The organism is Microbacterium sp. ET2 (assembly GCF_030347395.1).
GTDB lineage: Bacteria > Actinomycetota > Actinomycetes > Actinomycetales > Microbacteriaceae > Microbacterium > Microbacterium albipurpureum.
Genome location: NZ_CP128170.1, coordinates 2476106 through 2500282, shown reverse-complemented (window position 1 = coordinate 2500282; position 24177 = coordinate 2476106). Strand labels below are relative to the sequence as shown.

The window sequence follows — 24177 nt, the reverse complement described above, 5'->3', positions numbered from 1 at the left end:
TACGCCTATCCGCCGAGTACCCGAACTCACAAAACGCTCCTGGGGGGACCATGACACTCACCGCATCGAACCTCGTCACCGCGCTGCGCGACACCGCCGCGCGCATCGGCGACGATCACGGGCTGCTGTTCTACGACACGCCCGACGAATCGACCTACCGCGGCTACGCCGAGCTCGACGAACGAGCCCGCCGTATCGCACAGGCGCTGCAGGCCGCCGGCCACCAGCCCGGCGAGACCGCGGTCGTCGCGCTCGAGCCGGGTCTGCACTGGGCGGATGCCGCCTACGGCATCCTCTACGCGGGAATGGCCCTCGTGCCCGCGCCCGTCGCCGGGTACGGCACGACCGGCACCATGGGCGAGCGCATCGCCGGGATCGCCCGTTCGGCCGAGGCCAGCGTCGTGATCACCGAGCCCTCGGTGCAGGCCGCGATCGGCGGCCCCCTCCCGGGCGTCGAGGTGTCGTCGCACCTGTTCGACGAGCTTCTCGCCTCGGGCAAGGCCGACGAGTGGGTCGAGCCTGCGCTGACCGACGACTCCATCGCATTCCTGCTCTACACGTCGGGCTCCACCGGCGACCCCAAGGGTGTGATCGGCACCCACGGGACGCTCATCGCCACGATCAGCGCGTGCGGCGAGATCTTCGGGATGAACGAGACCTCGGTGCTGGTCGGCTGGTCGCCGCTGCACCACGTCATGGGACTCATGCTGCAGGTGCTCAACCCCGCCAGCCTCGGTGCGCAGGCGGTCATCACCGCCACCGCGCAGTTCCAGCGGCGCCCGATCTTCTGGCTGCAGCTGATCAGCAAGCACCGCGGCACCGTCAGCGTCGCCGGGAACTTCGCCTTCGCCCTGTGCACCCAGCTCGCCACCGACGAGCAGATCGCCGAGCTCGACCTCTCCAGCGTGAAGGTCCTGTTCTCGGGAAGCGAGCCGGTGCGACCCCAGACCGTCAACGGGTTCCTCGAGCGCTTCGCGTCGACCGGGCTTCCGGCCGAGTCCATCGCCCCGGTGATGGGGATGACGGAGGCCATGCTGATCTCCGGGAAGTTCCCGGGCGACGGGCTGGTGCTCCGCACGTTCGACAAGACGCGGTTCGAAGAGGGCGAGCTCGTCCCCGCGACGGGGCCCGACGCGGTCGAGATGGTCTCGTGCGGTCGGCCGAGCAGCGAGACCAGCGTCGTCATCGTCGACCCCGACACCTTCCGCCCCGTGCCCGAGGGCACCGTCGGCGAGATCTGGGTCGCATCGCCGATGGTGTCGCCCGGTTACTTCCGTCGTCCCGACGCGAACGCCGAGACCTTCGGGCACACCCTGCCCGGAGACGACCGGAGCTACATGCGCACCGGCGACCTGGCCGCGGTGCTCGACGGTGAGCTGTACATCACCGGACGGCTCAAGGAGATGATCATCATCCGCGGCCGCAACATCTACCCGCAGGACCTCGAAGCGCGGGCGGCGAAGGTCAGTCCCGCCCTCGGCATGGGATCGTCCTTCGAGCTCGAGGGTCACCCGTCGGTCGTCGGCATCGTGCTCGAACTCGACCCGGAGACCGCGCCGACCGGCACGGGGCTGGACGACCTCGCGGAGGCCGTACGCGCCGAGCTGATGAAGGCGTACTCGCTGCCGTCGGTCGCCGTGGCCTTCGTCGCCGCGGGGCAGCTTCCCCGGACGGCGACCGGCAAGGTGCGCCGCCGCCCGACGCGCGCTCAGATCGAGTCGGGCACGCTGCCGGTCATCCACACGACGGGCTTCCGCCCGGCCCTCACCGCCACCGCCTGAGCGGTGCAGACCCACCCGACCTCCACCCGAAGGAAGACACCATGAGCACCACCGACCAGGCCAACGCCACGACATCCGCCTCCGACCTCGGAGCGTGGCTGATCGATCGCGTCCGGTTCTACGACCAGGTCCCCGCCGAGACCGTCAGGCTCGACGCGCCGCTGGGCGAACTGGGGCTGGACTCCATCTACGTCATGACCCTCTGCGGAGACGTCGAGGACACCTACGGCTACCCGTTGGACCCGACGTTCTTCGCGGACTATGCCACGCTCGGTGAGGTCGCTGAGGCACTCAGCGAGCGTATCCAGGCGGCGTGATCTCCCACAGCGCGCCGGCATCCTCGGCCACGGCGATCGTCGTGGCCGAGGATCGCTGGATCGTCGGCGGCGCTCCCGTCTGGTGGCGGCTCGGCCGAGCCGCCGACGCGCGCGGCGCCGCTCACGCCTGGGTGGAAGACATCGTGCGCCGGGAGACACCCTGGCCCTGGCGCGGGATCGCCCGGACTAACCCACGAGCCAAACCCCGCCTCGCGGGCGACACCGACCTCGACTTCTCGCTCTCGCACAGCGGTGAGTTCGTCCTCGTCGCCGTCGCCCAGGGCGTGGCGATCGGGGCAGACATCGAGACCGCGCCCTTCCGCGCCTTCGGCTCCGCGGCGCTTCGCCGTCGGATGCTCGCGCCTGCCGAAGAGCATCTCGGCGACGCACCGGACGACCCTTCTGCACGGGCGGCTCTCGCGCGCGTGTGGACGGCCAAGGAGGCGTTCGTCAAAGCAACCGGGGAGGGCCTGTCACGGGACTTCCGCACGTTCCGCGCTCCCCACGGGTCATCCGTCCGAACCACCCCGGATGCCGCCGCGATCGCCTGCCTCTGCGCGCTGGCCGAGGCGCAGCATCCCGTCTTTCTTCCCCTCGATTCTGCGGCGTGAGCCGAGAACCATCTGGAGTTCCATGTCGACCGTCACCTCCGCTCCCGTCTCGACCGCTTCGTCGCGGGTCGGGCGCCGACCCCACGCCGAGTTCATGCAGATCTGGGAGGAGGGGTACGTCTCGCGTCAGATCTCGTTCGAGAGCATGCACACGCCCGGCGGCTTCATCGTGTCGGGCGGCACGCTGCGTCGCGCCGACGGTTCGCTGGACCGCGCGCGGATCCTCGCCTATGTCGACGCCGTGGTCGCCAGCGACCCCGTGTTCCGGCTGCGGCTCCAGCGCTCCTTCCTCGGATTGACCCCGCCGGCCTGGGTTCCCGACGAGGACTTCGACCTCTCCCGGCACGTCGTGTTCGTCGATGAGCCCGCCGACCTCGCGGCCGCCGACATCCGCGAACTGGCCGGCGCCTATGACGGCACCATGCCGATCGACCACCCGCTGTGGCGCATCCGGGTCACGCCGCTCACGGGCGGCGACGTCCTCGTCGGGACGATGCTGCACCACGCCACCCTCGACGGCATGTCGGGCATGAAGGTCATGTCGGGCATCACCCAGAAGTCCGCCGACGAGGAGCTGCCCGACCCTGTCGACCCGTTCGCCGATGCCCGCGCCGCGCGGCGCGTCGAGATGCCGTACCTCGCCCTGCGTGAGTGGTGGGGACGGCTGGCGTCACCGAAGCCGCGTGCGGCATGGCGCTCGTATCGCGCCAAGCCCTTCCTGCGCCGCGTGCGCCGGGTTCTCGCGCGGAACATCCTGCCGCTGCGGTACGCCGCCGACGATGCGGCCCGCGCGCGGGCGCTTCCGCCCCGGCACTCCGCGTGGCGCCGGCTCGACGCCGCGGTCGCCGGGCGACGCGCGCGCGAGCACGGCGGAACACTCAGCGATCTGCTCGCCGCCGCCATCATCGGGGCGTGGGACGGTCCCCAGCGCGTCGTGCGCCTGCGCTTTCCCGTGTCGTTCCACAACCCCGCCGAGCCGCACATCCGTAACCATGTCCGCGACATGGCCGTGACCGGCGATGCGGACGCATCTCTGGACGCGACGATCGCGTCGGTGCACGCGCAGGTCGCCGAGCGCGATGCGGCGTTCGACCACGACACGGTGCCGGGATTCCCCATCGGCTACAGCACGCTGCTCCCGTGGGTCTCGCGGCCGCGGTATTTCTGCGGCGGCGAGGTGCGCGCGATCATCCCGTTCCCCGCGTCGCTCGGTCACGACCAGTTCGCCGCCGCCGGGATCATGTACAACGGGTCGCTCTTCATCGGCGCGAACATGCCGATCGATCGCGACGTCGACGGCACGGTCGCGCGGATGGCCGACCTTCTCGTGGGGCCCGGCCGCGAGGAGGCCTCGTGACGCTCGACGATCCGGAAGGCGCACGGATCCGGCGCACGCTGGCCGTGGTCCTCCCCTCGTACCGGCGCCTCGAGCGGATTCCCCCGCTCGTGCGCGAGTATCTCGCGCAGGACGCCGACCAGGTCGTCATGGTGCTCGACGGTCCGCACGAGGGGTGGCAGGAGATCCTCGCCGCGGAGTCGGCGGACCCCCGCGTCATCGTGGCGGAGCTGCCGGAGAACCGCGGTCTCGCGCTCGCCAGGATCGCCGGTCTCGACCTCGTCACCTGCGACATCGTGCTCGCCGTCGACGACGACGTGGAACCGAAATCCGACCTGGTCGCGCGTCATCGGGCCTTCCACGCCGCGCTGGCCGACCGCGTCCTGCAGGGCTACATGCCGGTGTCGCTGCCTACCCGGCGGGGACGCGATCACGCCCCGACGTTCCTGTATGCGCGCGACTACGAAGCGCAGGTGCGCGGGTGGGTGACCTCGGGGTCATCCGACATCCTCGGATCGCTCTGGGGCGGGAACGTCAGCCTGCCCACGGATCTGTACCGACGCGGCGAAGCGGTGAAGCCGTCGGTGCGGTTGGAGTACAACGAAGACCTCGATCTCGGCCGGCGGCTGGGGATGCTCGGTGCTGAGGCCACCTTCGATCCGGCGGCGCGCGCACTTCACCATCACCGTCGCGGGCTCGACGGCTTCCGCCGCGAGTGTCTCGCCCGTGGCGGCGCGGTGAGGATGCTCGAGGCGCGCTGGGGAGAACGACCCGCGCAGCTGACCCCGATGGTCGAGATTCCTGCGAGCTACAACCGGGTTCTCGCAGAGCTTCAACGTCGGATCTCGCGGCGCGACCGGAGCGTCGCAGAGCGGCTCGTCGTCGGCCTCTATCGCTTCGCGGGAGGCGCCCGACTCTGGGCGTTACAGGACGGAATCGCGCGCATGCTCCGCCGGGCATACATCATGCGCGGATACCGTGACAGCGCACCCGCGACCGCCCGTGTTACGGCTGGGAAAACAGATGGGTCCGGCGTTGGTGAAGATCTTGCCGCGCCAATACGCTGAACGCAGACCCCATTGCGTGGCGGCGCCTGCGGCGCGCCCCAGCGTTCAGCAATGGCGTGAGGCCACCCCAGGCCTCGCACGCCGTGCGGTGGTGTTCAGGTCCTCCCGAGCTGCCCGTACCCACGGCAACCGGCTCGGGAGGACCGCCATCGAACAGGGCGCCGAGGCCTGGGGAATCTGGCCCAGCCTAACCCCGCTACAGGTGTGTCAGAACACGCAACACAGATCTGTTAGGAATGACGGGTTCGTCAACGAGGGAGCGGTATGCGTCTGTCTGTGATCGGTTGTGGGTATCTGGGTGCGGTGCATGCGGCGGCGATGGCGTCGATCGGTCACGAGGTGGTCGGGATCGATGTGGATGAGCGGAAGATCGCGTCGCTGTCGAAGGGTGAGGCGCCCTTCTTCGAGCCCGGGCTGCAGGAGATCCTGACCGAGGGCATCGCGTCGGGGAAGCTGCGGTTCACCACCGACATGTCGGAGGCTGCGGGCGCGAAGGTGCACTTCATCGGTGTGGGGACCCCGCAGGTGAAGGACGGGTACGCCGCTGACCTGACCTACGTCAACGCCGCGGTCGACGGACTGCTGCCCTACCTGTCAGAGGGCGACATCGTCGCGGGGAAGTCGACCGTGCCGGTCGGGACGGCGGCGGGACTGGCGCCGCGGGTGACCGAGACGGGCGCGACGCTGGTGTGGAACCCGGAGTTCCTCCGCGAAGGGTGGGCGGTGCAGGACACCGTGGATCCCGATCGACTGGTCGCGGGGGTTCCCGCGGGCGAAGAGGGCGAGACTGCGGCATCCGTTCTTCGCGAGGTCTACCACCCGTCGGTGGCGAAGGGGACCCCTTTCATCGTGACCGACTACGCCACCGCCGAGCTGGTGAAGGTGTCGGCCAACGCGTTCCTGGCGACGAAGATCTCGTTCATCAACGCCATGGCCGAGATCGCCGAAGTCACCGGCGCCGACGTCACCCAGCTCGCCGACGCGATCGGGCACGACGCCCGCATCGGGCGCCGCTTCCTCGGCGCCGGCATCGGGTTCGGCGGCGGCTGCCTGCCCAAGGACATCCGGGCGTTCTCCGCTCGCGCCGAGGAACTCGGGCGCGGGGAGTCGGTGGCGTTCCTGCGCCAGGTCGACGAGATCAACCTCCGCCGCCGCGACCGCGCCGCCCAGCTCGTCGTCGAAGCGCTCGGCGGGTCGGTGTTCAAGAAGAACGTCACCGTGCTGGGAGCGGCGTTCAAGCCGCACAGCGACGACATCCGCGACTCCCCCGCCCTCGACGTCGCCGTCAAGCTCCACGGGCTCGGCGCGTGGGTCACCATCACCGACCCCGCCGCGATCGAGAACGCCCAACGCATCCACCCCCAGCTGAACTACGTTGAAGACCGCGACGAAGCCCTCCGCGAAGCCGACGCCGTCATCGTCGTCACCGAATGGGACGAGTACCGGCGCGAACTCGACCCCGCACACGCCGCCACCCTCGTACGCGGACAAGTCGTCATCGACGGACGAAACTGCCTCGACGCCAGCGCCTGGCGCGCCGCCGGATGGGACTACTTCGGCATGGGACGACCCTGACCCGCGACCGCAGATATCTCGATGCGAGTAACAAACGTCACATTCGTCACAAAAAACACTTGACGTAACACGGCTCTCACGCGCTAATCTCACCAGCAAGTGGGCAAGCGGTGTCCGGACACGCGTCGGACGTCTCAGTTTTTCATGCCCTTCACGCGTCGAGTGAGAGCGACACACCCCCCGTGAACGCAAAGTCCGTCGAACTGACCCCCTCCCGCCGCGACCGCCGGCGCGCTCGCGCCGTCCTCGCCACAGCTGCGGCCGCCGGCGTGATCGCCGCGCTCCTGACAGCGGAACCCGGCGCAGCAGCCACGACGCCCGTCGGCGTCATCCCCGACACCGCGGTTCCCGCGACGCTCGTCTCGTCTCTGACGGGACGGGGCGAGGTGGGTCTGCGGTTCTCTCCGGAGACATCGGGGGTGCTGTCGGGTGTGCAGTTCTATCAGAACGCCGCAAACGGGGGTGTGACGAGCGCGTCGGTGTGGTCGTCGACGGGAGAGCGACTCGACGAGGTCAGCGTCAACCCCTGGGGAACCGTCGGGTGGCGCACCGCGCCGGTGGACGTGCGGCTCGAGGCCGGCGAGACCTACACCGTGAGCGTCTTCGACTCCAACGGTCGTCCGCCGCTGACCGACAACGTGTTCACGGGGAACCGGGTGACGGACGGTCTGCTCACCCGCCGCGACGCAGCCGTGTACCAGTTCTCGTGGTCGAGCTCCTTCCCCACGACCGGGGTGACGACGAACTTCTTCGTGGATGCGGTCTTCACGCCCGACAGCACGCCGGAGCCGGAGCCGGAACCGACTCCGGAGCCGACGCCCGAGCCGACTCCGACTCCGACGCCGACGCCCGAGCCGACGACGACGCCCACTCCGACTCCGACCCCCACGCCGACTCCCACGGAGACGGAGTCTCCCGCTCCGACGGAGCCGCCGGCATCCACTCCGCCCGCTGCTGTCGGTGCGGTGACGTACGGGCCGGACGGCACGCACTGGCCCACGAACACACCGTCCTCGGGCGCACGGGTCGTGAACGTCGCGCCGACGTGGTCGGCGATCTCATCCGCGATCGCCGCGAACGCGAACACGTCCGATGAGGTGGTGATCTGCGTCGCTCCGGGCAATCTCGCCGGCGGCAACGGGGCGGGGTCGAGCTCGAAGGGCGTTCTGGAGAACGTCGGCAACGCCCAGCGTGCGTCGCGGATTCTCGTCAGCGCCTGCAACGGCGTCGGAACGGTCACGAGCGTCGGCGACCGCGGTGCCGCTTTCGTCGGAGTCAGAGGTGTGTCGATCGTCGGCATCGACTTCTCCGGACAGTCGGTCATGATCCGCAACTCCGAGGAGTTCGCGCTGGGCTACACCGTCGTACCGACGCTCCTCATCACCGCGAACGGCGGCAACGGCGTGCGCGACGTCGAGATCGTCGAGGTCGTAGCCGGCGTCGAAGCGCAGGGCGGAGTCACCTATGACCGCGTCGAGGTGAAGTCCGCAGGCGGCTACGACGTCGACGGGGTGCGCTTCGCCGGGTTCTATGCGGCGCCTCACTACAAGCCGGCCGGGTCATCCGCCCACGTGGACACCATCCAGTTCGTGACGACGTCAGGAGACGGCACCATCGCCGATGTGGCGTTCGAGGATGCGGCTGTCTTCATGTCGTCGAACCAGGGCATCATGGCGGGGAACAACGTCGGTGGGGTGGTCACCGACTCCGCCTTCTTCGGCGGCACGACCGGTCAGCTCCGCTACCCGATCTACACGGGGGGTTACCAGATCCTCGCCGCGAACATGTGGCACGGAACCTGGTCGAATCTGACGGTCGAGGATTCGGTCGTCGCGGGCACCGTGAGCGCGAGCTACAGCTTCACGAGCGTCACCGATTCGAGGAGCGCCCAGGGCGACCGCGGCTTCCAAGCCCTCGGCCCCGTGACTCTCGCCGACATCGACCGCCTCGCGCCGAAGCCCACGGCGCAGCGGCTGGACGCCATCTGGGGATGATGACGATCGAATGATCCGGGGGCGCGCCCCCGCCCGGTGTGGGTCGGGCGGGGGCGCGGGGACGACGTCCGGGGAGGAGGGCCGCTGATGCAGGTCCTCCTCCCTGCTCGAAGGTGCGGCTCAGTGCCCCGCCACCGGCATCCACACTCGCATCGTGGACGGTCCGTGATTTCCCCACTGGTGATAGGGGATCAATGGCACCATCACCGTCTCGCCGAGTGCCGTGGCCGTCCGTGCACCGAACGGCCACGGTTCGTCGTCGAACCCGACCGGCACCATGGGGAGGATGACGCCCTCGTCGGAGTCGAGCGGGTCGCCCGCGACACGCAGTTCCTCCGCGCTGTAGTCCGCGTCCGCGGAGCGCTCGAGGCACAGCACGAGCGGCCCGCGCTCCACAGCGACCTGCCCGCGGAGCGCGTCGATCCGCGGATCGGGAGTCACGACGCGCGGTGCCATCGGCAGGTCGAGAACGACCTCGTCGCCGACACGCACCGACTCCGCTCGGGCCCAGCCGACCGACACCGGGCTTGACTCGCCCCGGACTGTCAGCACGGCGCCCGACTCCGCCCACGCCGGCACTCGCAACACCACATCCGCCCCGCCCTCGGGCGCCGCCGTCACCCGCACGGTGATCCGGCCGTCGTGGGGGTATGCCGTCTCGACGTCGACGGTGAGGCTGCCACCCGGAAGTGCCGCCGTCACCTGCCCCGCGGCGTAGTGCGCGAGGTAGACCGCGTTCCCGTCGGTTGCAGCCAGGTAGCTGCCGAGCGACGCCAGGGTGCGCGCGACGTTCGGCGGGCAGCACGACACCGCGAACCATGGCGCCCGCATGCTCGCCGCCGCGCGCGGACTCACCTCGTCCGCGGCCGGCACCGTGCCGGGGGCGCGACGATGCAGCGTGTTCGTGTAGAAGAAGGAGCGTCCATCCTCGGCCGTCGAGGTCGCCACCACGTTGTAGAGGTTCCGCTCGACCAGATCGGCGTAGCGCGACTCCCCGGTCGCGAGCATCATCCGGTGGTACGTCATCATCGATCCGACCGAGGCGCAGGTTTCGCTGTACGCCCGCTCCGACGGCAGCTCCCAGTCCGCACCGAACGACTCCCCCTCGTGATGGGCGCCGATCCCACCGGTGAGGTAGGTGCGGCGAGCGACCGTGCGATCGAGCTGGCGCTCTACGGCGTGCAGCAGTTCGTCGTCTTCCAGCTCGACGGCCACATCGATCGCGCCGGCAGCGAGGTACATCGCGCGCACCGCGTGCCCGCGAAGAACCTCCGCGTCGCGCACCGGCACGTCGTCCTGGTAGTACTCCCGGCCGAACTCGATGTCGGCGAGAGTGCCGGTGCCGCGGCGCTCGACGAAGATCCGAGCCTGCTCGAGGTAGCGAGCCTCGCCGGTGGCGCGGGCGAACTCCGCCAGGGCCGTTTCGACCTCGGCGTGGCCGCACACGGCCTCGATGGCACCCGGCCCGAACACCTCGCAGACGTGATCGGCGGCGCGACGCGCCACACGGACGAGGTCGTCCTCGCCGTGCGTCCGCAGGCGGGCCACGGCGGCCTGCATCAGGTGTCCGTAGCAGTAGAGCTCGTGCCCCCACTCGAGGTCGGAGTACCGCGGCTCCTGGCCCGGGCGTCCGAACCGGGTGTTGAGATAGCCGTCGGCCTCCTGCGCGGCGACGATCTTCGCGACCACCGCCTCATAGAGACCGGCGAGCTCAGCGTCATCCGCTCGGGCCATCTCCCACACCATCGCCTCGAGCAGCTTGTACACGTCGGAGTCGCTGAACTCCCGCCCGGTGCGATCCTTCGGCAAGCGTCCCTCTACGGCGGCGACGAAGTTGTCGATCCAGCCGAGCCGCTCCATCCACGTGTAGCAGTGGCGGATGATCGCGGAACCGTTCAGCTCTTGCATCCGCCCCCAGAAGCCGCCGTCGATCCGCACGCCGGTCACCCCGATCGGTGAGAGCGTTCCACGGCTCGGACTCACCGGTCCGTCGACCGGGGTGGTGGCATGGGGGTGCTGCAGGAGGGCGTCGCTCACGGTGCGAACCTTTCGAGGCGGTTACTTGACTGCGCCGAGGGTGAGTCCCTCGCGCAGGAGCCGGTAAGTGAAGAAGAAGAGGATGAGGATGGGCACCGACGTGATGACGGCGAGCGCCATGAGGCCCGGCCAGTTGATGCCGAACGCCGACACTTGAGCCGCGAGCAGCGCGCTCAGCGGATAGTTGACGGGGCTGAGGAAGAAGTTCACGGCGTAGAGGAACTCACCCCACGCCAGCAGGAAGACAAGCGTCCCGGTCGTGGCGATGCCGTTGCGCGCGAGCGGCAGCATGACCGAGCGGAACACCCGGATGCTCGAGGCGCCGTCGAGCATCGCCGCCTCCTCGAGCGCGACCGGCACGGCGCGGAAGAACGGCCGCATCAGCAGGACGGCGAAGGGGGTGAGGAGCGCGGTGTCGGCGATGATGAGGCCGAAGTTGGTGTCGAGCAGCCCCCACTGTCCGAAGATCTGGAACAGCGGAATGACGTTGGCGGTCTGGGGCAGCATCTGGAAGACGATGAGTGCGCCGAGGATGACCGTCGTCACCGCCGAGTTGACGCGGGCGAGCCCGTAACCGGCCGGGATGGCGATGGCCAGTGTGAGCAGGGTCGTTCCTGCGGCGATGACGAACGACTGCTGCATCGCAGTGAAGAGGCCGGCGTTCGACAGCGCCGTGACATAGGCGTCGATGGTGGGCCGGAACAGCAGGGACGACTGCGAGCCGATGACATCCGATGGGGACTTCAGCGAGGTGAGGACGATCCACAGCAGCGGAACGGCGTACATGAGGAAGAGGACGATCCGCAGCCCACCCGCGACCGGGTTCGCGAACATCTTCCGAGGCGCCCGTCGGGGGCGCGGGGAGTCAGTGGTGAGGGTGCGCGTTGCGGTGACGGTCGACATCACTTCTCCTCCTGGCGGACGTTGCGGGCGTAGATCACCGCGAGGACGAGGACCATCAGCACCGCGATCAGCGCCGTGCTGGCCCCGAGGCCGAAGTCGAATCGGACGAACGCCTGCACGTATCCGAGGAAGGGCAGGGTCGTGGTCGCCGTTCCCGGGCCGCCGAAGGTCATCACGTAGATGAAGTCGAACGACCGGAAGCCGTACACGACGGTGAGCACCGTCAGGATCATGGTCGTCGAGCGCACGGACGGGATGATCACGTGGCGGATCTCCTGCCAGCGCGAGGCGCCGTCGACGCGCGAGGCCTCGAAGAGCTCGCCGGGGATGCCGATGATCGCCGCGCGGTAGACCAGCGCGTTGAAGGGGATGACGACCCAGGAGTTGACGAGGGCCACCGACACCAGCGCCAGACGATCGTCGAAGAGGAACGGCACCGCGGTGGATGCCAACCCGAGGTCGGTGAGCAGGGTGTTGAAGAGGCCTTGCGTGCCCAGGAGGAACTTCCACACGCTGCCGTTCACCACCGGGGGAAGCGCCCAGACGAAGACGAGCAGCGCGAGGATGAGGCCCGGCCACTTTCCCGTCGGGGCGAGAAGGATGGCGGCGGCGAGACCGCCGACGAGGCCGAGCACCGTCACGATCGCGACGAAGACGACGGTGTTGATGATGACGCCGCCGAACGCTCCGTCACCGAAGTTGCGGATGACGTTCTCGAGACCGACGAACTGCCAATCGGCGCCGAGGTTGTCGACCCGCACGTCGCTGAGGCTCATGCGCACGAGCTGGACGACCGGGTAGACGGCGAAGACGAGGAGGAAGAGCGCGGCGGGGAGGATGAAGAAGAGGTGGCGGTTGCCGCCGGCGCCGGTGATGCGGCGTCTCGAGGCGGGGGTGCGCCCGCCCCCACGCCGTCGGACGGAGGGTGCGCCGGCGGGCGGCGCGGTGGTCAGGTTCGACACGGGACTCCTCGGTTCGACAGGGCGGGGGCGAGCGGGGATGACGCTGCGGTCAGAGCAGACCCTCGAGGGCCGCGAGCACCTGGTCGGCGGCGGCGTCGGGGGTGAGCTGTCCGCTGATGACGGAGCTCCAGGCCTGCCCGACGGCGAGCTGGACGTCGGCGACCGACTCGGGAGGAATGACGCCGGCGGGGTAGTTCGTGCCGTTCGACGCGATCGAGTCGGCGAAGGGCGCCATCAGGTCGTTGCCCGTGACGGCCTCGGAGCCTGCCGCGTCGGAGCGGGCCGGGATGCTGCCGACGAGCTCTGCGGCGATGACGCCGCCCTCTTCGCTGTAGTAGGTCGCCTCGAGGTAGTCCCACGCGAGGTCGGGCTGCTCGCTGAAGGCCCCGATGGCCTGGCCTTCACCGCCGAGGTAGACACCGCCCTCTGCTCCGATCGGCAGCGGGACGACCCCGTAGGAGAAGTCGGCGGTCGACTCGGCGGTGCCCATCTGCCAGTTGCCGTTCTCGGCGAAGGCGTGGCCGCCGGCGGCGAAGGTCTGGAACGGAACCGTCTGGTCCCACGTCGAGGCCTCGCGGGTGAGGGCGCCCGACTCGGTCCACCGCTGGATCATCGAGAATGCCTCGACGAGGGGCTCGCGCTGCGGGTCGTCGTAGGTGAAGCCGAAGGACGACAGCCACGGGTAGGCCTGCCACTCGCCCTGCGAGTTGGGCAGGCCCGAGAGGGTGATACCCCCCTGTCCTGCATCGACGGCCGCCGTCAGGGCGGCATCCAACTCATCGATCGTCGTCGGCGGCTCGACGCCGATCTCGCCGAGCACGTCGGCGTTGTACCAGAGACCGAGGAGGTTGACGTAGCCCTGCACGGCGTAGACCGTGTCGTCGAGCGAGTGGATGACCGACTCGGGGAACTGGTCGGCGTCGGCGAAGTCGGCCCAGTAGTCGTCGAGCGGTGCGAGTGCGTTTCCGAGGGCAAGGGTGCTCATGTCGGCGCCGTTGAACACGACCACGTCGGGCCCGGTGCTCGATGCCGCCGAGGAGATCAGGCGCGGGTTCAGCTGGTCATAGGGGACGAAGACGTTCTCGACCGTGACGTCGGGGTTGGCCTCTTCGAACATGGCCTTGTACTCGTCGAGGATTGCGACCTGGTTGTCGTCGCTGAAGTAGTGCCAGACACTGAGGGTCTGGGCGCCGCCACCGTCGCCCCCGCCGTCGCCGGACGGGGTCTGGGCGCTCGGGGTGCAACCGGTGAGAGTGAGGGCGACCGCCGCCGCTGACGCGACGAGGATGCGGCCCTGGACTCGAGATGCGCTGTTCATGCTCGGGTGCTGCTCCTGATCTTCATTGATGCGGGCGACGGGCTGCGTCGCACGTTCGGAAACATTCCGAAAAGGGTTTCTGTAGGTTAGAACGCGCAATTGGATGCTGTCAACCGCGCGGTTTCGGAAACATCGGTTTATGATTTTCCGAACCCAGTGCGATGCCGGTCGGGCGTCGCGATCGGGGGTGACATCGGAGGCGAAGTGACGGATGCCGGGGCGAAGCGCGCGACTCTGCGCGATGTCGCCCAGCGCGCTGGCGTCTCGGTCGCGACGGCGTCGAAGGCGCTGAACGATCGCCAGCACGTCAGCGCGACCACGCGCGCTCGCGTTCGTGAGGCGGCGGACTCGCTGTCGTTCACCCCGAACGAGACCGCGCGGAGTCTGCTCGCCGGCCAGACGGGAACCGTGGGGTTGATCACCGGCGACCTCGAGGGCCGGTTCAGCCTCCCGATCCTCATGGGAGCCGAAGACGCGTTCGGGGCGGGACGCGTCTCGGTGCTGCTCTGCGATGCGCGGGGAGACGCGATCCGCGAGAAGTACCATCTCGACGCGCTGCTGCGCCGGAACGTCGACGGCATCATCGTCGTGGGGTACCGCACGAACCCGCGTGTGCCGCTGCCGGAGTCGCTTCCGGTTCCGGTGGTCTACGCCTACGCGCCCAGCGAGTCGGCCGACGATGTCTCGGTGATCCCGGACGACGAGACGGCGGGCGTTCTCGCCACCGATCACCTGCTCACCACGGGCCGCCGGCACATCGCGCATATCTCGGGGGATCCTGATTACACGGCGGCGACCGATCGCGCGCGCGGTGTCGAGCAGCGGCTAAGCGAGGAAGGTGTGGCGCTCGCGCTCGGCCGGCCCCTGTTCGGCTCGTGGTCGGAGCAATGGGGGCGTACGGCGACCCGGCGCCTGATCGAGGCCGATCCCGAGATCGATGGCATCGTGTGTGCGAGCGACCAGATCGCGCGTGGATCACTGGATGCGCTCAAGGACCTCGGCAGGGACGTGCCGCGCGACGTCGGCATCATCGGCGTCGATAACTGGGAGCCGATGACCTCGGGAGCATCGCCGACCCTGACCAGCGTCGACCTCAATCTGAAGGAGCTCGGCCGAGAGGCCGCGGAGCTGCTGTTCGCCTCGATGGCCGGACCGGTGGAGCCGGGCATCCGGCGCGTGCGCGGCCGGGTGGTGGCTCGCGAGAGCACGTGAGGGTTGCGGCGGGGTCAGGCTAGGGGGCCGAGTAGAGCGGTCATCTGTAACGGGCATTCGATAGCAGAACTTTCGATCCCAGACCGGCGCGGGACGCGTCAGGCATGGACGGATGCCACGGTCCCCCAAGGCAGGTCCCCCGCATCTACGCCGCACCGCGGCATCCGTCCCACCCGATCACGCAAGACGTCTCTCGCGCGTCGGGCACTTAGCAGGATGGCGTGTTCGGCCCGCTCACGCCGGTCGGAAGCGTACGAAGCGGAACATCCGGGAGTAGTCGTCATCGAGTGTGCGTTTCCGAGACGGAATATATGCGGTGGTATACATAAATCTGCGCGCTCTGGAAGCGTCTCAGGGACGGGTTGAGGGGGTTCCGTGTCCGATCTGGAACATGGCGACGGTGAGACGTCCGGGGATCCTGTTCATCTCTTCGGGCGTGATCTAAGCAGGCTGAGGCTCCGCGCGGAAAACCCGACGCTCGCGCGCCTCCAGGCCGAGACCGGCATCTCCCGCACCGTGCTCTCCGAGGCGTTCAACGGAGCGAAGCTCCCTACCGCGCGGACGGTCGACGGGATCGTGCGCGCGTGCGGGGAGGATCCCGGCCCGTGGCTCGACCGGCGCGATGCCCTCGCCGCCCGAGGCAAGGAGAACGGGGGCGAGACTCCGGTCTCTGCTTCATCGACCACAGCCGTCTCGCGGCGCACCGCGGTGCTGCTGGCGACGGGGACGTTCCTCGCCGGTGTCGCTGCGTCGGCGGTGACGACGACCCTGATCGTGGCGAATGCCACGACCGCTTCTCCGAACGCTCCGCAGATCACGGTGTCGAACGGGGTGGACCCAGCCATGACGGCGTGCGTCGATGATGCGCGCGTCGCCACCGGTGACACGCGCGCCGACAACTCGCTTCTGGAGATCGTCTGGTCGGACAAGTGCCAGGCCGGATGGGGGCGCATCACGCGCTACGACGGGCTCGGCCAGGACAACACGGTCACGATCGCGATCTACCCCGAGACCGCGCCCGACGGACCCGGCCGGCAGGAAGCCACGGAGCACGACGTGCAGGGTGCGTACACGACGCTCGTCGTGCGGCCGAGCCCCGACACTCTGCTGTGCGCCGAGGGCAGCTTCACCGTCGACGGGGAGCGGATCGATCTGGGCGACCCGCTCTGCATCTGAGGTGTGGCCGCTTCTTTCGCGAGCGAATCAACACCTCGTTCTTGCGGAGCGGCAACGCCCCCGGTGTGGCATCCCATCGTGAACGAGATAGATCGACCAGTCTTCGACTAGTCTGGACTCGTGTCCAGCGTCAGCGCCTATGAAGCGAAGACCCACCTATCGAGGTTGCTCGAGCGCGCCGCCCGTGGCGACGAGATCACCATCACCAGGCACGGGCGCCCGGTTGCGAAGCTCGTGCCCGCGACGCCGGCACACACAGAGCTCTCCGAGCTCACTCATGAGATGCGCGCCTTCCGCGCCGCACTCGGCGATGATCACGTCGACGTCCGCTCGCTGGTAGAGGAAGGCCGCCGGCACTGATGCGCGTGATCGTCGACACGTCGATCGCTCTGGCATGGCTGCTACCCGACGAATCAAGTCTCGCGGCCGACGCGGTGCTGGAGCGCATCACGGCTTCGGCGACGTCCATGCTCGCGCCCGCTCTATGGATCGAAGAGACCGCTAACGCTCTCCTCACCGCACACCGCCGCGGAAGGCTCAACGAAGCCCAGCTGATCAGAGCTCTCGAACTGATCTCGGGTATTCCCGTGGAATTCCCCGCCCAACCGCCCGACCGCTCAGCCCTTGTGACCACAGCTTTGCGCACCGGACTCAGCGCCTACGACGCCACGTACCTGCTCCTGGCGGAACGTACGGGTTCAGCTCTCGCCACCCTCGACGCGCGACTTGCCGATGCTGCGCGGGCAGCAGGAATCGATGTGTGGCCATCGAAAAGCTAGAACGACGGCCACCAGCCTGCTCAGCCCACGACCGGCGAGCTCGATCGCTCGTCCTTCAGGAGCGGCGCAGCACCTGACGAGCGAGGCGGCGTGCGGTGGCGCTCATCTCGCCCTTGCCGAGGGTGTCACGAACGCCGTCCCACAGGTTCTCGAGAACCGTGCGGACGGGTTGTGAGTACAGGTCGCGACCGGGGACAGGTGCGCCGTCGATGCTCCAACCGAGGCGGGAGAGCCAGTGGGCCGCTCGGTCGAGCCCACCCGGCGGTTGCGAGCCCCACGACGAGTCGAACGACTCCCCGGCGGCGATGGCGAGAAGGGTGCACGTCGTCGCATCCCTCACGAAGTCAGCGTCCCGCGATCCTGCCCGCGCGTCGACGACGTGGGTTCCGGCCACGACGCCGCGCCAGCGGTCGACGAGCGTCTGCCAGAGCCGGTCGGGGTGCTTCCGGGCGGAGGCGCCGAGGCGAGTGAGGAGGAGGCGACCCTTGTACTTGCGCAGGAATCCCTGCCGCACGAGCGACTCGCGGAAATGCAGCAGGGAGGAGTGGTCGATCTCACGGTTGCTGGTGGTGAGCCACGCGTCGCTTGTGGGGAGATGGCGCATGGCGTCCGTGACATCGGCGGGCTTGAGATAGCCCGCGGCGGTGAGCGGGATGCCGTCGCCGCCGGCGCGGTCGAGGAACCAGGTCCACGCCCGGAGGGATGCTTCGCGGTCGGCGTCGTCGACGGGCGGCTCGGGCTCGGCCAGCGCGTTCGCGGCGCGCGCTATGACGGGGTCGGTGAGAGTGTCGGGGTCGTCGAGGTCGATGTCGTACCGCAGGCGGTCGATGACGGCGATGACCTCAGGCAGGACGCCGGCCTCTCGCATCCGGAATCTGACGTCCGCGAGGGCCTCGTTGACCTCGGCCGGATCGAACCGGGTGGGATCGGGCTGGCTGGCACGAAGTGCCTCGCCCTCGAGCCCGCGACTGCTCTCGGGCGGGGCGGCGCGGCGTCCGTCGACGCATCGCGCGAATGGGATGACCGTGCCGGTTTCGAGGATCTGCTCGAGCCGCAGCGTTACGCGCCATTCGTCGCCGTAGTCGTAGACGTATCGCAGAGTGTCGTCGGGCTCGGCGAAGACCTCGTCGAGGCGGACGTCGCGGGCGGGGATGCCGTCGTCGGCGCTCTCCGGATCGTCGACGTCCCATGGGCAGAGGAAGATCTGGCTGTGCCGATCCCAGACTCCGCCGCCCAGAGCGAACCGATACAGATGCTCGTCGGCCCAGGTGAAGGCAGCCTGCAGCACGTCGTGCAGAACGTCGAGCGTGATGGTTGAGCGCAGATCGAGCCGTCGCCAGATCGGCGGCTTCTCGCCGTCGATGTCGGCGCGGACACGGAAGACGGCGGTGCCGTCTCGCTGCGGATGCCGGAGCTCGCGCCGCGCCGGGTTCGTCACCTCATCGATGCGCTGGCGGGCGATGGCGTCGGCAAGACCCATGAGGTCTGCGGCGGACATGCCGGCGGTCAGCTCGGTGAATCGGCGGCGCACCTCTTCATCGTTCATCGTGATCGAGGGTAGTGCGGCCGGGTCACGCTCTGGGAGGGAGATCGACAAGATGGTGGGGTAGCGAGCATTCGTCGGGTCATGCTCGGGCCTCGGGGATGCTGCGCCGGCTCCCCCTCTCGCAAACGGGCTGGCCTGCCGCGGCCAACGTCGGGTTCATTGCAATCGCGGCGGCGAGTCGGCTACTAGTTTCGTACATATCTTCGTTTTCTTGCGCCGAACGGGGAGGCAATGTCGGAACCCTCTGCGATGATGTGCGTAGGTCATCGGAACGGGGAATTGCCAGTGGATGCGGACGAGAAGCGGCGGCGGGCGGAGGACAAGCGCGCCGGGGTGTTCGCGGACGAGCTGGCGAAGTTGCGGCGTCGGCGGGCGGCGTTGGAGGCGAAGGAGACCCGGTTGCTGGCGGACGCGTACGCGCTGACGCTGGAGCAGCGGTCACGGATCGGGTCGGTGTCGTCGCGGGAGCGGCACATGCCGTTGCGGTCGATGGCGCTGGAGTTGGGGATGGCGGTCCGGGTGAACGACCGGTCGATGCAAACCCTGATGCATGACGCGCATGAGCTGATCGAGCTGTTCCCGGCGACGATGGGAGCTCTGTCGGAAGGGCGGGTCACCCGGGCGCATGCGCAGGTGATCCAAGACGCCGGCCGGGTCATCGACGACCCCGCCGATCGAGCGGACTACGAACGGATCGTGCTGGTCGAAGCGGAGCGGCAGACGGTGCCGCGTACCAAGAAGTACGCGATCCAACGTGCCGCGGTGTTGGACCCTCGGCCGTTGCAGGAACGGCATGACACGGCGATGCGGGAACGACGGGCATGGGTCACCGACCTCGACGACGCCATGTCCACCCTGACCATCCTGGGCAGCAACGTCTACATCCACGGAACGTACAACCGGCTCACGAGCCAGGGCACGACCATCAAGAACGTCGACGAGGCGAGACGCCGCGCCTACGCCGCCGCTGCCGCCGAGCGGGGCGCATCAGGGAACAGCGGCGTGGGCGCCGGTGCCGGATTCGGACTCAGCGGCGCAGGCGACGGCGACGCGAATGCCGCAGCTGGCGAGACGGAGCCGTGGTTCGATGAGCGGACACTGGACGAGATCCGCGCCGACCTCGCCCTGGACATGCTCCTCACCGGCTCCCCTACGATCGACCCCACCGACCCTGCCACCGGCGGACTCGGCGCCATCCGCGCCGAGGTGCGATCACCATCCCCATCACCACGTTGACGGAAGTGACGAACTCCGGGGCGGAACTGAACGGGGTCACCCCGGTCGACCCCGACACAGCCAGACGCATGGCGGGAACCGCGAAGATCTGGGAACGAATCATGACCGACCCCATCACCGGAGTCGTCACCGCCGTCGACAGATACCAACTCCATCCCTCCCAAACCCGATACCTCAACGCCCGCGACGTCACCTGCGGCACACCGGGATGCCGAAGGCCCGCGAAGCTCTGCCACATCGACCATTCGAAGGACTTCGCGCTCGGCGGACCCAGCTGCAACGACAACCTGTGCAACGAATGCGCCCGACACCATACGTTGAAGCACGCGACGAACTGGCACGTCGAACAGCTGCCCGGCGGCATCCTGACCTTCACCAGCCCCGGCGGGAAGACCTACGACAGCCACCCACCCTCACGCGTCGCCTTCGTCCCCACCGACGACGGCGAACTGGCGGTCGCGCCGTTCTGACGACACACGACAGGTCAGCGTCGGAGGCGGTGAACGCCCCTCGGCTTCGCCGTCTCCGACGCGAATGCGACCTGTCGATCGATCTGATCGATGATCAGATCAGTACTTGGCCGACTGTCCGCCGTCGATCGGGATGACGGTGGCGTTGACGTAGGACGCGTCGTCGGAGAGGAGGAACGCGACGACCGACGCGATCTCGGGGGCCTCGCCGTAGCGCTTGGTGGGGTTGGCCTGAATGAACTGTTCGGCCGCCTGACGCGGGTTCTCGGCATCGAGCTGCTTCATAGAGTTCTCGACCATCGGAGTCCAGATCGCGCCGGGCGCGATGGCGTTGATGCGCACACCGAACTCGCCGTACTCCACGGCCGAGTTGCGGGTCAGGCCGACGACGCCGTGCTTGGCCGCGGCGTAGCCCGACTGACGTCCGATCCCGCGGATGCCGCCGACGCTGGCCGTGTTCACCACGGCGCCACTCCCCTGCTCGCGCATGACCTTCAGCACCCTCTCGAGCCCGAGGAAGACACCGCGCAGGTTGATCGAGACGACCCGGTCGAATTCGTCGGCGCTGAAGTCTTCGGTGAGGTTCTGCTTGCCCTCGATGCCGGCGTTGTTGAAGAAGCCGTCGATGCGGCCGAAGGCCGACAGGGTCTCGTCGACGTAGCGCTGCGTGTCGTCTTCGCTGGAGACATCGGCGGTGACCGTGACGAGCTTCGCATCGGGCGCCACATCGCGGACGGCCTGCACCGTGGCATCCAGCCCGTCCTTCGAGACGTCGACGAGCGAGAGGTTCGCACCCTCCGAGGCCAGTCGCACGGCGGCCGCTCGGCCGAGGCCGGAGCCGGCTCCGGTGATGAGGACGGTGCGGTCGGTGAATCGTTCAGTCATGTCTCTCGCCTTTCGTCTCGAGACATCCGGCCGGGTGCGTTGTGGGCAGAGGACCGGATGTCCCCTGTGTGCGTTGTTCTCTTGAGGCCAACCATTCACGGGTCGATCTATTCCGCTGCATCGATGCGCGGGTTGGGGGCGGAGGGCACCGGAGCGCTGTTCGGCTTCGCGGTCGCGAAGCGATCCGCGCTCCTGAGGATGACGCGTCGCCGCGGCATCCTCACGGAGGCGGATTTCCTCGTGGAAGCGCGGTCGGGCCTGGGTTGGAAGCTGGATTGCGCACAACTGAATTGCGTGCAATGCTTCTGACCATGCCTCCCGTTGCGCTCGACGACTTCGTCTGCTTCGCGATGTACACCGCGTCGCACGCGACCACCCAGGCGTACCGCGAGGTGCTGAAGCCGTGGTCGCTGACGTATCCGCAGTACCTCGCCTTGGTCGTGCTCGCCACCGGCGAGCGGACGGTGAGCTCCCTCGGCGAGGAACTCCACCTCGACTCGGGGACGCTCTCGCCCCTTTTGCGGCGGCTCGAGTCCCGCGGACTCGTCGACCGGCGGCGCGATGACGCCGACGAGCGCGTGGTGCGGGTCAGCCTCACCGACGAGGGGCGATCGGTCTACGCCGACGTCGTCGCGGCGGCCGGATGCCTCGTGCCCGGCTTCGTCGACAGCGGTCGCAGCGTGCCCGAGCTCCTGGCGCAACTGAACGCGATCACCGCGAACATGCGCGCCCTCGCGGGCGAACTGCGCGCGGCCTCGTGACGCGTTTCGCCGCGGCATCCGTCATCTCTTCCTCCCCCACGAAAGGACACTCATGAACGCCCTTTACACGGCAGAAGCCCTCGCCACCGGCGGCGGTCGCGACGGACACGTGCGCACCGCCGACGGCATTCTCGACACCGACGTGCGGGTGCCGAAGGAGCTCGGCGGCGCCGGCGGCGCGCCCAACCCTGAGCTGCTGTTCGCGGCCGGATACGCGGCCTGCTTCCACAGTGCGCTGCAGAGCGTCGCGCGGGCGCAGAAGGTGAAGGTCGACGGCTCGAGCGTCGGGTCGCGGGTGTCGCTCGGACCGAACGGCGACGGCGGATTCCAGCTCGCCGTGCTGCTCGAGGTGAACATCCCGGGGGTCGAAGGCGACGTCGCGCAGCGGCTCGCCGACGCCGCCCACCAGGTGTGCCCGTACTCCAACGCGACGCGCGGCAACATCGAGGTCACGGTCTCGGTCGTCGACGACTGAGAGGCCGCGGGGCTCAGTCGGCGAGCCGCGCTGTGCGCACGAACCGGCGCTGCCAGGGCGTCTCGACGGCTCTCGGTCGGTAGTGCCGGCGAACCCACGCCACGGCGTCGCCCGCGGGCACGCCGTCGAGTCGGGCGAGGAGTGCGAGAGCGGTGCCGGTCCGACCGCTTCCGCCGTCGCAGGCGACCTCCACCCGCTCGATCGCCGCGCGGTCGTACGCCTCGCGGAGCGCGGCCATCGCTTCTGACGGGTCGCGGGGCAGACGGAAGTCGGGCCACGCGATCCACCGCGACGGCCAGCGCTCCGCGTGGACGCGCGCGGTGAGGTAGACCCCGAAGTCGGGGGCGGGCGCCGCCTCAGCGGGGCCTCGCGCGAGGCCGCGCCCCCGCACGCGGCAGCCGCTCGGCAGGGTCACGACGCCCTCGGCGTCGGGCGGCCACGTGGTCATCCTGCGGTTATACCAAGGCGCGGCCGACCCGAGCGACTCACGTCGCGTCGAGCTCCCAGGAGTCACCCCACAGACCGACCGCTGCCGCGGACGAAGCTCCCCGCCGAGCGGACGGGCTCGACTGCGCGATCCTGCGTGCTGTTTGCGACATCCGCTCCACCAGGCGCTCACCCGTGGCGCTATCGAAAGACGACGAGGTGATCGCGTAGAGCGCCATCGCCACCTCGCCGTCAGGAGCGAAGACGGGCATCTGCACGACCGCCACCCTGCTCCAGTCAACCGAGCCGTCCGGTTCGAGCTCCGCACGCGACGTCGCGATGTCTGCCCACATGCGGGCGTACGTCTCGCGCTCGACATCAGCGCTGCGCGCGAGGCGGAGGAAGTCGGCGGTCAGACTGGCGTCTCCCGCGACGGCATACCCGCGCTCACGCACACCGGACAGAATGCGTTCGAGCAGGGGACGATCGACCGCACCGGTGAGATGCCGCGAGGCCTCTTCCCACGCCCGCCGACGATGAGGCGGAGCCCAAGCCGCGAAGATCGACGCAATCGGCGCGGCCCAGGGGTGGGACGCACCGACGTTCTCGTAGGAACTGCCCGACGACGACGGATCGATGGCGGCGAGCGTCACGACGGCATCACCGATCTGGCTGGAGAGGGCCACGTGCACATCGAAGTCGTCGGCGAGCTCTCTGACCTCACGTTCACCGACCGTCGCCCATCGCAGCCGTTCGATGAAGCCCCGCGTGTCGAAAGTGTCGCTGGAGGCTGCGAACGTGCCGTACCCCGCTCGCCGGAATAGCAACGGCATCTCAGCCGCTCCTGCACCCGCTCCCGCATCGGTGATCCGCCCGACGATGAAGGAGTGGTCGCCGTACTCCCGTACCTCTTCGAGGCGGGCGTCGAACCACGCAACGGCATCTGACACTCGCGGTGCAGCCGTGCCGGACCGCTCGAAGGTGCCGTGCTCCCACCGACCCGGGTCTTTCGTGGCAAAAGCACGACACAGCGACTCCGACCCGTCAGCCAAGACGCTGACGGTGAAGCATCTGCTCTCTTTCAGCCCAGGGAGGGTACTCGAACCCCGACCAGCGAAGAAGCCGACGAGCGGCGGATCTTCGCTGATGGCGACAAAGCTCCCGACCACCATCCCCACGGGGCTGCCATCGCCGGCCACCCCGGTGACGAGGCACACGCCGGTCGGGTACTCCCCCAGCGCAGCCCGCCACCAGGCCGACGTCTCGGCTGCGCTGTCGATCGTGTGCGTCATGACCGGATCCGACGCCGG

At 68.9% G+C, this 24177-nt stretch carries 23 protein-coding genes; 15 read left to right on the top strand and 8 right to left on the bottom strand.

Going from position 1 to position 24177, the window contains the following annotated elements:
- The first annotated feature begins 50 nt into the window (after positions 1-50).
- The 7 genes from QSU92_RS12215 (at position 51) to QSU92_RS12185 (ending at position 8681) form a co-directional block, all read left to right on the top strand.
- Positions 51-1781 (top strand): fatty acyl-AMP ligase, encoded by a 1731-nt coding sequence (locus QSU92_RS12215; protein ID WP_289262229.1) that lies wholly within the window; start codon positions 51-53, stop codon positions 1779-1781.
- 41 nt (positions 1782-1822) lie between these two features.
- On the top strand, positions 1823-2098 hold the full coding sequence (locus tag QSU92_RS12210; protein WP_289262227.1) for an acyl carrier protein: 276 nt from the start codon (positions 1823-1825) through the stop codon (positions 2096-2098).
- A complete protein-coding gene (locus QSU92_RS12205) occupies positions 2095-2709 on the top strand; it encodes a 4'-phosphopantetheinyl transferase family protein (RefSeq protein WP_289262226.1) in 615 nt (204 codons plus the stop codon). Before QSU92_RS12210 ends, QSU92_RS12205 begins: the two co-directional genes overlap by 4 nt.
- A gap of 22 nt (positions 2710-2731) precedes the next feature.
- Positions 2732-4066: a wax ester/triacylglycerol synthase domain-containing protein gene (locus QSU92_RS12200; protein WP_289262224.1), complete on the top strand. Its 1335-nt coding sequence runs from the start codon at positions 2732-2734 to the stop codon at positions 4064-4066.
- Entirely contained in the window at positions 4063-5112 is a 1050-nt protein-coding gene (locus QSU92_RS12195; protein ID WP_289262222.1) for a glycosyltransferase family 2 protein, read from the top strand. The genes QSU92_RS12200 and QSU92_RS12195 overlap by 4 nt, the downstream gene beginning before the upstream one ends.
- A 264-nt stretch (positions 5113-5376) precedes the next feature.
- Entirely contained in the window at positions 5377-6687 is a 1311-nt protein-coding gene (locus QSU92_RS12190; protein ID WP_289262220.1) for a UDP-glucose dehydrogenase family protein, read from the top strand.
- Positions 6688-6869: 182 nt separating this feature from the next.
- Positions 6870-8681 carry a DUF4082 domain-containing protein gene (locus QSU92_RS12185; protein ID WP_289262218.1) on the top strand — a complete coding sequence of 604 codons (1812 nt, stop codon included), beginning with the start codon at positions 6870-6872 and terminating at the stop codon, positions 8679-8681.
- A 120-nt stretch (positions 8682-8801) separates the two neighbouring features.
- Here QSU92_RS12185 and QSU92_RS12180 read toward each other — a convergent pair whose 3' ends face one another.
- Genes QSU92_RS12180 through QSU92_RS12165 form a run of 4 tightly spaced genes read right to left on the bottom strand, consistent with a single transcriptional unit; the run spans position 8802 to position 13901 of the window.
- Complete coding sequence (locus tag QSU92_RS12180) at positions 8802-10718, bottom strand: glycoside hydrolase family 127 protein (protein ID WP_333783427.1); 1917 nt, start codon at positions 10716-10718, stop codon at positions 8802-8804.
- Between the two features lie 21 nt (positions 10719-10739).
- Positions 10740-11621 (bottom strand): carbohydrate ABC transporter permease, encoded by an 882-nt coding sequence (locus QSU92_RS12175; RefSeq protein WP_289262216.1) that lies wholly within the window; start codon positions 11619-11621, stop codon positions 10740-10742.
- Positions 11621-12583 carry a carbohydrate ABC transporter permease gene (locus tag QSU92_RS12170; RefSeq protein WP_289262214.1) on the bottom strand — a complete coding sequence of 321 codons (963 nt, stop codon included), beginning with the start codon at positions 12581-12583 and terminating at the stop codon, positions 11621-11623. Before QSU92_RS12170 ends, QSU92_RS12175 begins: the two co-directional genes overlap by 1 nt.
- 49 nt (positions 12584-12632) lie before the next feature.
- Positions 12633-13901, bottom strand: coding sequence for a sugar ABC transporter substrate-binding protein (locus tag QSU92_RS12165; RefSeq protein ID WP_289262212.1), 1269 nt, complete (start codon positions 13899-13901; stop codon positions 12633-12635).
- A gap of 204 nt (positions 13902-14105) precedes the next feature.
- Between QSU92_RS12165 and QSU92_RS12160 the strand changes: the two genes are divergently transcribed.
- The 4 genes from QSU92_RS12160 to QSU92_RS12145 all read left to right on the top strand — a co-directional run bounded on the left by QSU92_RS12160 (position 14106) and on the right by QSU92_RS12145 (position 17068).
- Positions 14106-15113 (top strand): LacI family DNA-binding transcriptional regulator, encoded by a 1008-nt coding sequence (locus QSU92_RS12160; RefSeq protein WP_289262210.1) that lies wholly within the window; start codon positions 14106-14108, stop codon positions 15111-15113.
- A 375-nt stretch (positions 15114-15488) separates the two neighbouring features.
- The gene (locus QSU92_RS12155) at positions 15489-16289 is read left to right on the top strand and encodes a DUF2690 domain-containing protein (RefSeq protein WP_289262208.1); all 801 of its coding nucleotides are present in this window, start codon (positions 15489-15491) and stop codon (positions 16287-16289) included.
- Between the two features lie 120 nt (positions 16290-16409).
- On the top strand, positions 16410-16649 hold the full coding sequence (locus QSU92_RS12150) for a type II toxin-antitoxin system Phd/YefM family antitoxin (RefSeq protein ID WP_289262206.1): 240 nt from the start codon (positions 16410-16412) through the stop codon (positions 16647-16649).
- Between the two features lie 5 nt (positions 16650-16654).
- Complete coding sequence (locus QSU92_RS12145) at positions 16655-17068, top strand: type II toxin-antitoxin system VapC family toxin (protein WP_289262204.1); 414 nt, start codon at positions 16655-16657, stop codon at positions 17066-17068.
- Between the two features lie 55 nt (positions 17069-17123).
- Here the strand turns inward: QSU92_RS12145 and QSU92_RS12140 are convergent, their stop codons facing one another.
- Positions 17124-18614 carry a plasmid pRiA4b ORF-3 family protein gene (locus tag QSU92_RS12140; RefSeq protein WP_289262202.1) on the bottom strand — a complete coding sequence of 497 codons (1491 nt, stop codon included), beginning with the start codon at positions 18612-18614 and terminating at the stop codon, positions 17124-17126.
- 285 nt (positions 18615-18899) lie between these two features.
- Here QSU92_RS12140 and QSU92_RS12135 point away from each other — a divergent pair, with 285 nt between their 5' ends.
- On the top strand, positions 18900-19850 hold the full coding sequence (locus QSU92_RS12135; protein WP_289262200.1) for a DUF222 domain-containing protein: 951 nt from the start codon (positions 18900-18902) through the stop codon (positions 19848-19850).
- 101 nt (positions 19851-19951) lie between these two features.
- Positions 19952-20320, top strand: a complete 369-nt coding sequence (locus QSU92_RS12130) for an HNH endonuclease signature motif containing protein (RefSeq protein ID WP_289262198.1) — start codon at positions 19952-19954, stop codon at positions 20318-20320.
- 99 nt (positions 20321-20419) lie between these two features.
- On the opposite strand, the gene QSU92_RS12125 is transcribed toward QSU92_RS12130, so the two are convergent.
- Positions 20420-21205 (bottom strand): glucose 1-dehydrogenase, encoded by a 786-nt coding sequence (locus tag QSU92_RS12125; RefSeq protein WP_289262196.1) that lies wholly within the window; start codon positions 21203-21205, stop codon positions 20420-20422.
- 311 nt (positions 21206-21516) lie between these two features.
- On the opposite strand from QSU92_RS12125, the gene QSU92_RS12120 reads away from it, so the two are divergent.
- Together QSU92_RS12120 and QSU92_RS12115 are read left to right on the top strand one after the other, a co-directional pair.
- Positions 21517-21966: a MarR family winged helix-turn-helix transcriptional regulator gene (locus tag QSU92_RS12120; protein WP_289262194.1), complete on the top strand. Its 450-nt coding sequence runs from the start codon at positions 21517-21519 to the stop codon at positions 21964-21966.
- 52 nt (positions 21967-22018) lie between these two features.
- Entirely contained in the window at positions 22019-22441 is a 423-nt protein-coding gene (locus tag QSU92_RS12115) for an organic hydroperoxide resistance protein (RefSeq protein ID WP_289262191.1), read from the top strand.
- Positions 22442-22454: 13 nt separating this feature from the next.
- On the opposite strand, the gene QSU92_RS12110 is transcribed toward QSU92_RS12115, so the two are convergent.
- Both QSU92_RS12110 and QSU92_RS12105 read right to left on the bottom strand, forming a co-directional pair.
- Positions 22455-22889, bottom strand: a complete 435-nt coding sequence (locus QSU92_RS12110; RefSeq protein ID WP_289262188.1) for a protein-tyrosine phosphatase family protein — start codon at positions 22887-22889, stop codon at positions 22455-22457.
- Positions 22890-22926: 37 nt separating this feature from the next.
- Positions 22927-24159: a flavin reductase gene (locus tag QSU92_RS12105; protein ID WP_289262186.1), complete on the bottom strand. Its 1233-nt coding sequence runs from the start codon at positions 24157-24159 to the stop codon at positions 22927-22929.
- Between the last annotated feature and the right edge of the window lie 18 nt (positions 24160-24177).

Excerpts from the sequence above, each read along its gene's own strand:
- QSU92_RS12215 (WP_289262229.1), top strand. The coding sequence starts at position 51 with ATGACACTCACCGCATCGAACCTCGTCACCGCGCTGCGCGACACCGCC.
- QSU92_RS12210 (WP_289262227.1), top strand. The coding sequence starts at position 1,823 with ATGAGCACCACCGACCAGGCCAACGCCACGACATCCGCCTCCGACCTC.
- QSU92_RS12200 (WP_289262224.1), top strand. The coding sequence starts at position 2,732 with ATGTCGACCGTCACCTCCGCTCCCGTCTCGACCGCTTCGTCGCGGGTC.
- QSU92_RS12190 (WP_289262220.1), top strand. The coding sequence starts at position 5,377 with ATGCGTCTGTCTGTGATCGGTTGTGGGTATCTGGGTGCGGTGCATGCG.
- QSU92_RS12175 (WP_289262216.1), bottom strand. The coding sequence starts at position 11,621 with ATGTCGACCGTCACCGCAACGCGCACCCTCACCACTGACTCCCCGCGC.
- QSU92_RS12165 (WP_289262212.1), bottom strand. The coding sequence starts at position 13,901 with ATGAACAGCGCATCTCGAGTCCAGGGCCGCATCCTCGTCGCGTCAGCG.
- QSU92_RS12140 (WP_289262202.1), bottom strand. The coding sequence starts at position 18,614 with ATGAACGATGAAGAGGTGCGCCGCCGATTCACCGAGCTGACCGCCGGC.
- QSU92_RS12130 (WP_289262198.1), top strand. The coding sequence starts at position 19,952 with ATGACCGACCCCATCACCGGAGTCGTCACCGCCGTCGACAGATACCAA.
- QSU92_RS12125 (WP_289262196.1), bottom strand. The coding sequence starts at position 21,205 with ATGACTGAACGATTCACCGACCGCACCGTCCTCATCACCGGAGCCGGC.
- QSU92_RS12120 (WP_289262194.1), top strand. The coding sequence starts at position 21,517 with ATGCCTCCCGTTGCGCTCGACGACTTCGTCTGCTTCGCGATGTACACC.
- QSU92_RS12115 (WP_289262191.1), top strand. The coding sequence starts at position 22,019 with ATGAACGCCCTTTACACGGCAGAAGCCCTCGCCACCGGCGGCGGTCGC.
- QSU92_RS12110 (WP_289262188.1), bottom strand. The coding sequence starts at position 22,889 with ATGACCACGTGGCCGCCCGACGCCGAGGGCGTCGTGACCCTGCCGAGC.
- QSU92_RS12105 (WP_289262186.1), bottom strand. The coding sequence starts at position 24,159 with ATGACGCACACGATCGACAGCGCAGCCGAGACGTCGGCCTGGTGGCGG.